7 protein-coding genes and 1 pseudogene are annotated in these 9,897 nt (G+C 73.2%); 3 read left to right on the top strand and 5 right to left on the bottom strand.

Annotated elements, in window-relative coordinates:
- Together NCC78_RS21705 and hflX are read right to left on the bottom strand one after the other, a co-directional pair.
- Nucleotides 1-1,308, bottom strand: a 1,308-nt coding sequence (locus NCC78_RS21705; RefSeq protein WP_250796641.1) for a WD40 repeat domain-containing protein, incomplete at its 3' end; no start/stop codon positions are given.
- A gap of 50 nt (nucleotides 1,309-1,358) precedes the next feature.
- Nucleotides 1,359-2,810 carry a GTPase HflX gene (gene hflX, locus NCC78_RS21700; protein ID WP_250796640.1) on the bottom strand — a complete coding sequence of 484 codons (1,452 nt, stop codon included), beginning with the start codon at nucleotides 2,808-2,810 and terminating at the stop codon, nucleotides 1,359-1,361.
- 175 nt (nucleotides 2,811-2,985) lie between these two features.
- Here hflX and NCC78_RS21695 point away from each other — a divergent pair, with 175 nt between their 5' ends.
- Nucleotides 2,986-4,452, top strand: coding sequence for an NAD-dependent malic enzyme (locus NCC78_RS21695; RefSeq protein ID WP_250796638.1), 1,467 nt, complete (start codon nucleotides 2,986-2,988; stop codon nucleotides 4,450-4,452).
- A 280-nt stretch (nucleotides 4,453-4,732) separates the two neighbouring features.
- Here the strand turns inward: NCC78_RS21695 and dapF are convergent, their stop codons facing one another.
- The 3 genes from dapF to NCC78_RS21680 are packed head-to-tail and all read right to left on the bottom strand — an operon-like array spanning nucleotide 4,733 to nucleotide 7,270.
- A complete protein-coding gene (dapF, locus tag NCC78_RS21690) occupies nucleotides 4,733-5,584 on the bottom strand; it encodes a diaminopimelate epimerase (protein WP_250796637.1) in 852 nt (283 codons plus the stop codon).
- Nucleotides 5,585-5,591: 7 nt separating this feature from the next.
- Complete coding sequence (miaA, locus tag NCC78_RS21685; RefSeq protein WP_372495173.1) at nucleotides 5,592-6,617, bottom strand: tRNA (adenosine(37)-N6)-dimethylallyltransferase MiaA; 1,026 nt, start codon at nucleotides 6,615-6,617, stop codon at nucleotides 5,592-5,594.
- A complete protein-coding gene (locus NCC78_RS21680) occupies nucleotides 6,500-7,270 on the bottom strand; it encodes a class III extradiol dioxygenase subunit B-like domain-containing protein (protein ID WP_250796633.1) in 771 nt (256 codons plus the stop codon). Before NCC78_RS21680 ends, miaA begins: the two co-directional genes overlap by 118 nt.
- A 150-nt stretch (nucleotides 7,271-7,420) precedes the next feature.
- Here NCC78_RS21680 and NCC78_RS21675 point away from each other — a divergent pair, with 150 nt between their 5' ends.
- Both NCC78_RS21675 and NCC78_RS21670 read left to right on the top strand, forming a co-directional pair.
- Nucleotides 7,421-8,629, top strand: coding sequence for a DUF349 domain-containing protein (locus tag NCC78_RS21675; RefSeq protein ID WP_250796632.1), 1,209 nt, complete (start codon nucleotides 7,421-7,423; stop codon nucleotides 8,627-8,629).
- A 156-nt stretch (nucleotides 8,630-8,785) separates the two neighbouring features.
- Nucleotides 8,786-9,835: pseudogene (locus NCC78_RS21670) on the top strand (cellulase family glycosylhydrolase); the annotation flags it as partial.
- Nucleotides 9,836-9,897: the final 62 nt, after the last annotated feature.

The raw sequence follows: 9,897 nt of genomic DNA, 5'->3' as shown, positions 1-9,897 counted from the left end.
GGGCGGACCGCCACGGCCGGCCGGGCCGCCGCCGTAGACGCCGCCGGAGGGCGCGGCCCCGTAGACGCCGCCCTGCTGGCGGTCGTGCGGCGGCAGGAAGCCGTCGTCGGGAGGCAGAAAGCCGTCGTCCGCGCGGTCACGCGGGTCGTCGTCGCGCTCCGGGCCGTCGGCACCCGACCGGCCCGAGGCGGCCGGCCTGCGGCGGGCCCGGAGGATGCCGAAGACGCCGGCGCCCACCATCAGCAAGCCGATCACTCCGACCGCCGCGATCAGGTACGTGATGTCGCTCAGGCTGAGCCCGTCGAACCAGGACTGCTCCGCGGCCTTCTTCTGCACGTCCTCCTCGCCCGCGATGGGCTTCGCGCCCTCCTTGGACGGGGTGTAGCTGAGGATGTCGATCGGGTCGCCCTCCTCGAACCGTCCCGCGTCGGAGACGGTGAGGAAGGTCTTGCCGTCCGGGGTGTAGGCGATCGCCTCACCGAACGGGTCGGCCAGCGCCGTCACCCGGGGCTTGCCGCTGGTCAGCGCGGCAACGACGTCTCCGCCGGTCACGTCGTATTCGAAGGCGTCCGCGTAGGTACGCACCACCACGCGGGACCCGTCGGGGGAACGGGCGGCGCCGGTGACCGCCACGCGGCCCGGGCCGCTCAGCACGTTCTCCGTGTCGGTCTTGGGAAGGGTGATCTCCCCGACCTTCTTCATCGGCACCGCGTCGGTGTCGCCGCTCTTCAACTTCCCCGCGGGAGCGAAGATCTCGGTCTTGCCGGACATCACCTTGGTGATGATCAGCGGGTTGCCGTCGTCACCGATCACCAACGCCTCGGCGTCGTGCGGCTTGCCCTCGGGATAGGAGAGGCGGTGGAGCAGAGGCTCCTTCGACCCGTTCAGCGGCATGCTCCACAGCGCCACCCGCTCGCGCGGCGTACGGCTGGTGATGTTGTTACCGGTGTCCGCGATCCAGAGCGTGCTGCCGTTCGGGGAGAGCGCGAGGTCCTCCGTGTCGAACGGGCCGCGCCCCGAGTAGCGGACCGGCTCCTTGGCAATCTTGCACTTGGTGTCGAGGAAGAAGACCCGCTTGCGGCTCTCCACGTCGGTACCGTCGTTGATCACGACGTAGCCGGTTTTGGTGGCGACGAGGCCGGACAGCTCCCGGAGCCGTTCGTCGGTCACCGTGCACCGTTTCTTTCCCGGGGCGGCCGCGAGGTGGGGCGAGGCCGAGGCGGGAGCCGCTACGGCGACTCCGATGCACGCCACGGTCGCCCCCAGCAGGCCGAGGGCAACCGTGACCGAAGAAACAGCGCGGCGCATGACGTTCAGTGTCGCATGCCCCGCATTCCCGCCGGGTGACGGCGGACGCCTCACCGGGCGCCGACGGCCGCCTGGCCCTCCCCGGCGTGGAACGGCGCCAGCTCGGCGGCGAGCGCGTCGCCCACCCGGACGTGCACCAGGGTGCCCTCGGGCAGGTGGGAGGTGCTCAGCACCTCGCCCTGCCGGTGCACCCGCGCGACCAGGTCACCCCGGTCGTACGGCAGCACCGCGCGGACCTCCACCGCCGGGCGGGGCAGTCGCTCCTCGACGGCCTGGCGCAGCCCGTCGACGCCGCGGCCGGTGTGCGCGGAGACGAAGATCGCCTCCGGCCAGAGCCGCTTCAACCGCAGCAGGGTGTCCTCGTCGGCCGCGTCGGTCTTGTTGACCACCAGCAGCTCGGGCAACCGGTCGGCGCCCACCTCGGCGAGCACCTCGTGGACCGCGCGGACCTGCTCCTCCGGATCGGGGTGCGTGCCGTCGACGATGTGCACCACCAGGTCGGCCTCGGCGACCTCCTCCAGCGTCGAGCGGAACGCCTCGACGATCTGGTGCGGCAGGTGCCGGACGAAACCGACCGTGTCGGAGAGGGTGTAGAGCCGGCCGTCGGAGGTGGTGGCCTTGCGGGTGGTCGGGTCGAGGGTGGCGAAGAGCGCGTTCTCCACCAGCACACCCGCCCCGGTCAGCCGGTTGAGCAGGCTGGACTTGCCGGCGTTGGTGTAGCCGGCGATGGCCACCGCGGGCACGGCGTTGCGGGAGCGCCGGGCGCGCTTGGTCAGGCGTACGGTCCGCATGCCCTTGATCTCGCGGCGCAGCCGGGAGATGCGGTGGCGGATCCGCCGCCGGTCGGTCTCCAGCTTGGTCTCACCGGGACCACGCAGACCCACGCCGCCGCCGGCGCCACCGCCGCGACCGCTACCACCGGTCTGCCGGGAAAGCGTCTCGCCCCAACCGCGCAGGCGTGGCAGCAGGTATTCGAGCTGGGCCAGCTCGACCTGCGCCTTGCCTTCCTTGCTCTTGGCGTGCTGGGCGAAGATGTCGAGGATCAGCGCCGTGCGGTCGACCACCTTGACCTTGGTGCGCTGCTCCAGGTTGCGCAGCTGCGAGGGGGAGAGTTCACCGTCGCAGATGACCGTGTCGGCGCCGGTGGCGAGCACCACCGAACTGAGGTCGTCGACCTTGCCCCGGCCGATGTACGTCGCCGGGTCCGGGCGGCTGCGGCGCTGGATGAGCCCGTCGAGCACCTGCGAGCCGGCAGTCTCGGCCAGCGCGGCCAGCTCGGTGAGGGAGTTCTCGGCGTCGTTCTGGCTGCCCTCGGTCCAGACGCCGACCAGGACCACGCGCTCCAGGCGCAGCTGGCGGTACTCGACCTCGGTGATGTCGGCCAGTTCGGTGGAGAGGCCGGGGACCCGCCGCAGCGCCTGCCGCTCCGACAGCTCGTACTCACCGGTGGTGGTCTCGAGCTCGTCGTCCTCGTGGGGAAGGAAGGTCTCCTGGTTGTGCAAGCCGGTCTCCTGTCCGTTCTGTCATGTACCGAGCAATCCTGACACGTAGCAACGTCGAACGCACCTGCTATATGCCCGCCCCGGGAGCGGCCAAAAGTGGGGGCGGATGCGGGCCGACCTCGGCATGCGAGTAGAAATGCGGAGCGAGCCGCTCAGTGTCGACGGAGGGAATCCCGTGGCCATCACCCGACTTCCGAGTGCCGGGTTCTCGATCACCATACGCATCGCGGTGACCGCGGACGCCTCCTCGATCGGCCGGCTGACCACCTCCGTCGGCGAGGCAGGAGCCATCGTCACCGCGCTGGACGTGGTCGACTCCGACCCGACCCACGTGATCGTCGACCTCACCTGCGACACCGCCGACGCCAGCCACGCCGACCAGGTGGTCGACGCGCTGACCGCGCTGGACGGCGTGGACGTGCGCAAGGTCTCCGACCGGACGTTCCTGCTGCACCTCGGCGGCAAGATCGAGGTGACTCCGAAGGTCGCGCTGCGCAACCGCGACGAGCTCTCCCGCGCGTACACCCCGGGGGTGGCGCGGGTCTGCATGGCGATCGCGGAGAACCCGGCCGACGCCCGCCGGCTGACCATCAAGCGCAACACCGTCGCGGTGGTCAGCGACGGCTCGGCCGTGCTCGGCCTGGGCAACCTCGGGCCGGCGGCCTCGCTGCCGGTGATGGAGGGCAAGGCGGCCCTGTTCAAGCGCTTCGGCGGGGTGGACGCCTGGCCGGTGGTGCTGGACACCCAGGACACCGACGAGATCGTGCAGATCGTCAAGGCGATCGCGCCGGCGTACGGCGGGATCAACCTGGAGGACATCGCCGCGCCGCGCTGCTTCGAGATCGAGGCCCGGCTGCGCGAGGCCCTGGACATCCCGGTCTTCCACGACGACCAGCACGGCACGGCCATCTGCGTGCTCGCCGCGCTGACCAACGCGCTGCGCGTCGTGGGCAAGCAGCTCGGGGACGTCCGGATCGTGGTCTCCGGCGCCGGCGCGGCCGGCACCGCGATCATGAAGCTGCTGCTGCGCCAGGGCGTCGGCGACATCATCGCGTACGACCGGCAGGGTGCCCTGCACCGCGGGCTGCCGGGGCTCAACCCGGCCTGGCAGTGGCTGGCGGAGAACACCAACAAGGAGAACTACTCCGGCGACCTGCCCGGGGCGGTGCGGGGCGCGGACGTCTTCATCGGGGTGAGCGCGCCGAACCTGCTCACCGGCGACGACATCGCCACCATGGCCAAGGACTCGATCGTCTTCGCGCTGGCCAACCCGGACCCGGAGGTCGACCCGCGGGAGGCGCGCAAGCACGCCGCCGTGGTCGCCACCGGCCGCTCCGACCAGCCGAACCAGATCAACAACGTGCTCGCCTTCCCGGGCGTGTTCCGGGGCATGCTCGACGCGCACGCGGAGGAGTTCACCGAGGAGATGGCGCTCGCCGCCGCCCGGGCCATCGCGGACGTGGTCGGCGAGGAGAAGATCAACCCCACGGTGATCGTGCCCAGCGTCTTCGACCCGCGGGTCGCCCCGGCGGTCGCGGCGGCGGTCCGCGCCGCCGCCCAGAACCCCGCCCCCGCCCCGGCGGCGGACCCGGGCCCCGCCGACCTCCCGGAGATCGCCGCCGGAGCCTCCGCCACCCCCTGACCCACCCGACGCGACGCGTCGCGGTCGCCGGTGGGAATGCCGGGACCGGGTCGCCGACCACGATGTCGGCCCGATCGCCTGGCGGCGGATGTCGTCCCGGCCCCTTTGCTCTGCACCCACCCATGCGCCGCCTGGTGCCCGTAGAGCGGACGCGGGTTGTCGCGTCAGTGGGTGCAGAGCAAAGGACCGACGGTGAGGTACCTGTGGGAGGTGCCCGGCGCGGAGGGTCTGCGAGAGGGCCGAGTGGACCAGAGCCATCGGGTCGACCTCGCCGGGGGCGTCAGGCCGAATGGATCAGCGCTGCCGGCTCGACCTCGCCGGTGGCGACCAGGACGGCCGGGCCGGCCAGCCAGCAGGAGTCCTCGGCGACGGTGACCGAGAGTCGGCCGCCGGGGACGTCCACCGCCACCACGCCGGTGTCCCGACCCGCGTCGCGCAGGGCCACCGCGGCCACCGCGCAGGCGCCGGTGCCGCAGGAGAGGGTCTCGGCGGAGCCGCGCTCGTACACCCGCATCAGCACGTGGCCGTCGGCGCCGTCGACCGGCTCGCCCGGGGCGATGAACTCCACGTTCACCCCGGCCGGGAAGACCGCCGGGTCCACGTCGGGGGCCCGGGTGAGGTCCAGCGCGGTCAACGCCAGCCCGGCCGGGAGGGCGCAGACCAGGTGCGGGTTGCCGACGTCGACCGCCGTGCCGGGCAGGGTCAGCCCGCCCAGGGTGGCGGTCGCCGCGTCGTACAGCCGGGGGCGGCGCATCTCGACGGCGACGGCGTCCCCGGTGACCAGCGCGCGCACGACGCCGGCCCGGGTGGCGACCGGCAGCGCCTCCCCCGCCGGGGCGGCCAGTCCGGTGGCGACGAGGTAGCGGACGAAGACCCGGGCGCCGTTGCCGCACATCTCGGCGAACGACCCGTCGGCGTTCCAGTAGTCCATGAACCACTCGGCCTCGCCGGCCTGACCGGCGCCGTCTGGATGCTTCGCCGCGCGGACCACCCGCAGCACGCCGTCCCCGCCGAGCCCGCGGCGCCGGTCGCAGAGCGCCGCGACCAGCTCGGGAGTCAGTCGGAGCTGGTCGTCCGGGTCGGGGAGGATGACGAAGTCGTTGCCGGTGCCGTGGCCCTTGGTGAACTGCACGCCCTTATCATCGCGCAGCGGCCGGCAGCAGCCGCAGCGCGGCCGGGATCAGCCCCGGGTCGGTGGAGTCCAGCCAGTGGATCCGCGGGTCGCGGCGGAACCAGGAGCGCTGCCGGCGGACGAACCGCCGGGTGGCCCGGATCGTCTCGTCGTGCGCCTCGGCCTCGGTCAGCTCCCCCGCCAGGAAGCGCAGCACCTGCTGGTAGCCGAGCGCCCGGCTGGCCGTCCGCCCCTGCGGCAGGCCCCGCCCGACCAGCTCCCGGGTCTCGGCGACCAGGCCGTCGGCCCACATCCGGTCCACCCGCAGGGCGATCCGCTCGTCCAGGGCGGCGGTGTCCAGGTCGACGCCGAGCTGCACCGACGGGTAGTACGGCGTGGGCTCGGGCAGCGAGGCGGTGAACGGCGCCCCGGTCAGCTCGATGACCTCCAGCGCGCGGACGATCCGCCGGCCGTTGCCGGGCAGGATGCCCGCCGCGGCGCCCGGGTCGGCCTCGCGCAGCCGCGCGTACAGGGGGGCGGGGCCGGCCTCGGCCAGTTCCCGCTCCAGCCGCTCGCGCACCACCGGGTCGGTGCCGGGGAACTCGAAGCGCTCCAGCACCGCCCGGATGTAGAGACCCGAGCCGCCGACCAGCAGCGGCACCCGCCCCCGGGCGAGGATGTCGTCGACCGCCGTGCGGGCCAGCCGCTGGTACTCGGCGACGCTGGCCGGCTCGGTGACGTCCCAGATGTCCAGCAGGTGGTGCGGCACGCGCTCGCGCTCGGCCGGGGTCAGCTTCGCGGTGCCGATGTCCATGCCCCGGTAGAGCTGCATCGAGTCGGCGTTGACCACCTCGCCGTCGAGGGCGTGCGCCAGCGCGATGCTCAGCGCGGACTTGCCGGCCGCCGTCGGCCCGACCACCGCGACGACCGTCCCGCTCACGCCCGCTCCCAGCTGGCCACGAGGTAGGCCACGCCGTAGGGGGCCGCGTCGTAGGTCAGCTCGCCGCGCCAGTCGCCGCCCGCCGCCCGGGCCGCGCCGGCGAGCACCTGCCAGGGCGCGCGCCCGGCGACCTTCAGCTCCGCCGACAGCCCCGGGTCCAGACCGAGCAGGGCGTCGACGTCCGTCGTGGCCAGGGCCCGGGCGACCCCCGCGTCGTACGCCTCGGCGCGCGGGTCGTCGTAGCCGGGCGACTTCTCGCCCCGGCAGGCCGACCCGTCCCCCAGCACCAGCAGCGCGGTCCGCGCCTCGGCGCGCCGCGCCAGCTCCGCGCCGAGCGCGGCGCATTCCTGCGGGGCCGCCTCGACGGCGACCGCCTCGGCGAACCTGGGCACGTCCCTTCCCGACCGACCGATCAGCCACGCGCCGACGGTCAGGCTCAGCGGGAGGCGCTCGCCCCCGGCGCAGTTGGTCTTCCAGAGCCGGACGTACCGGTCGACGCCGAAGGCGCGCAGCGAGCCGTAGTCGGCGGCGCCGAAGCGCACGGTCTCCGGCCCGCCACCGATCAGCAGGATCTGCTCGGCTCCGGCGGCGAGGAGCCGGGCGACGGCCCTGTCGCAGGCGGCGCGGAGGTCGTCGAGCTCCCCGGCGGCCGCGCCCGCCACCTCGGGCACGAGCAGGGGCGGGTGGGGGCAGACGGCGGCGGCGACCAGGGGCACCCGTTCACCGTAGCGGGACACCCCGGTGCGTCCCCGCGCCGATCCGGTCATTCGATGGCTAGGACACCGTATGGTCACGGTCGGCGATAGGCGCTCGACGCGGACGGGGTCGGACCTGTGACAATGCCGGAAGTAACTTTGCTGCGCCGTGGCGGCGACCGTGGGATTCGTCCCCGTCGCCGGGAGAACGAGGATGGGCACATGAGCGACTGGACTGCCTTCGGACGGGTGGACGCGGACGGCACCGTGTACGTCAAGACCGCCGAGGGCGAGCGGGTGGTCGGATCCTGGCAGGCGGGAGCACCGGAGGAGGGGCTGGCCCACTTCGCGCGCCGCTTCGACGACCTGGTGACCGAGGTCAACCTGACGGAGGCCCGGCTCAACTCGGGTGCCGCGGACGCCAACCACTCGCTGACGACGATCCGCCGCATCCGCGCCTCGCTGGCCGAGGCGCATGTGGTGGGCGACATCGACACGCTGGCCGCGCGGCTGGACCGGCTCGCCGCCGTCGCCGAGGAGAAGGCCGGCGAGGCCCGGGCCGCCAAGGACGCCGCCCGCGGTGAGGCGCTCGCCCGCAAGACCGCCCTGGTGGAGGAGGCGGAGAAGCTGGCCGCCGAGTCGACCGGCTGGAAGACCGCCGGGGACCGGCTCAAGGAGATCCTCGACGAGTGGAAGACCATCCGCGGCGTCGACAAGAAGACCGACGGTGAGCTGTGGAAGCGGTTCGCCGCGGCCCGGGACGGTTTCACCCGCCGGCGCGGGGCCCACTTCGCCTCCCTCGACTCGCAGCGCAAGCAGGCGCAGACGGTCAAGGAGGAGCTGGTCGCCGAGGCGGAGAAGCTGAAGGACTCCACCGACTGGGCGGCCACCGCCAACCAGCTCAAGGAGCTGATGAACCAGTGGAAGGCCGCGCCGCGCGCCTCCAAGGAGGCCGAGCAGAAGCTCTGGGAACGGTTCCGGGCCGCGCAGGACGACTTCTTCACCCGGCGCAGCGAGGTCTTCTCCGCCCGGGACAACGAGCAGCGGGCCAACCTGGAGCGCAAGCAGGCGCTGCTGGTCGAGGCCGAGGCGCTCGACGTCGAGGGCGACCCGAAGGGGGCGCAGGCCAAGCTGCGGGAGATCCAGGCGCAGTGGCACGAGGCCGGGCGGGTGCCCCGGGAGGCCGCCGCCGGGCTGGAGCGCCGGCTGCGCGTGGTCGACGACAAGGTCCGCGAGGTCATGGACTCCGCGTGGCGGCGCACCACCAAGGAGGACAACCCGCTGCTCGCGCAGATGCGGGCGCAGGTCGCCGAGGCCGAGGAGCGGCTGGCCCGGGCGCAGGCCGCCGGGGACGCCCGCCGGGTCAAGGACGCCGAGCAGGCGCTCGCCTCCAAGCGACAGTTCCTCCAGATCGCCGAGCAGGCCGGCTGACGCCGTAGCGTTCCGGGAGCCCCGGTCCCCTTGGGGACCGGGGCTCCCGCACATCCCGCCCCACCGCCACCCCCCCAAGCTCCACGCACATACAGAGAAAGCGGGCCTATTCGGCGGCCGATAGGGCCGCTTTCCGTGAAAGTGCGCCGAAGTGGGCTCGCCCAGCGGTACGCGGGCAACCCCACGGTGATCGGGGCGGACCTGCACAACGAGCCGCACGCGGAGGGCACCAACCCGGCGGCGACCGGCGCCTGCTGGGGTTGCGGCGACCCGGCGCGGGACTGGCGGTTGGCCGCCGAGCGGGCCGGCAACGCGATCCCGTCCGTGCAGCCGAACTGGCTGATCTTCGTGGAGGGGGTGAGCTGCCCCAACGGCGGGCTCTCCAACGTCTGGGACAACGATCCCAGCAACGACGAGGACTGCGGCTGGTGGGGCGGCAACCTGACGAGGGCGAAGGACTTCCCCGTGCGGCTGAACGTGGCCAACCGGCTGGTCTACTCGCCGCACGAGTACGCCACCTCGGTCTACGAGCAGGCCTGGTTCAAAGCGCCGGACTACCCGGCGAACCTGCCGGCCATCTGGGACAGGTACTGGGGCTACCTGCACAAGCAGAACATCGCGCCGATCATGATGGGCGAGTTCGGCAGCACGCTGGCCGACCCCCGGGACAAGGTCTGGCTGGAGAAGCTGATGGCCTACACCGGCACCGGGGTCGACGGGATGTCCTTCACCTACTGGTCGTGGAATCCGAACTCGGGTGACACCGGCGGCATCGCGCTGGACGACTGGACGAACATCAACACCACCAAGCAGGCGATCCTCCAGCCGTACCTGATCCCGCCGGTCGGCGGCGGCGGTCCCTCGCCGACGCCGACCACCCCCGGCCCGACCACGCCCACGGGCGGCTGCACCGCCACGTACAAGCAGGTCAACGCGTGGCAGGGTGGCTTCCAGGGCGAGCTGACGATCAAGAACACCGGCTCCGGGACGTTGAACCCGTGGCAGGCGACCTGGGCCTGGCCGGCCGGGGTGACCCTGGCCAGCGGCTGGAACGCCACGGTGACCCAGTCGGGCACCACGGTGACCGCGGCGGCTCCGAGCTGGGCGTCGTCGCTGGCGCCGGGCGGGTCGGTGACGGTCGGCTTCACCGCGACCGGCTCGGCCACCGCGCCGGGCACGGTGAAGCTCAACAACACCGCCTGCTGAGCGGGCCGGCCGGGGCCGCCGCGTGGCGGTCCCGGCCGGTCGCGGGTCAGTGCGCGGCGCAG

Source organism: Micromonospora phytophila, assembly GCF_023656545.1.
Classification (GTDB): domain Bacteria; phylum Actinomycetota; class Actinomycetes; order Mycobacteriales; family Micromonosporaceae; genus Micromonospora; species Micromonospora phytophila.
The sequence above is the reverse complement of the archived record's forward strand: the minus strand, read 5'-3'. Positions and strand labels throughout refer to the sequence as shown.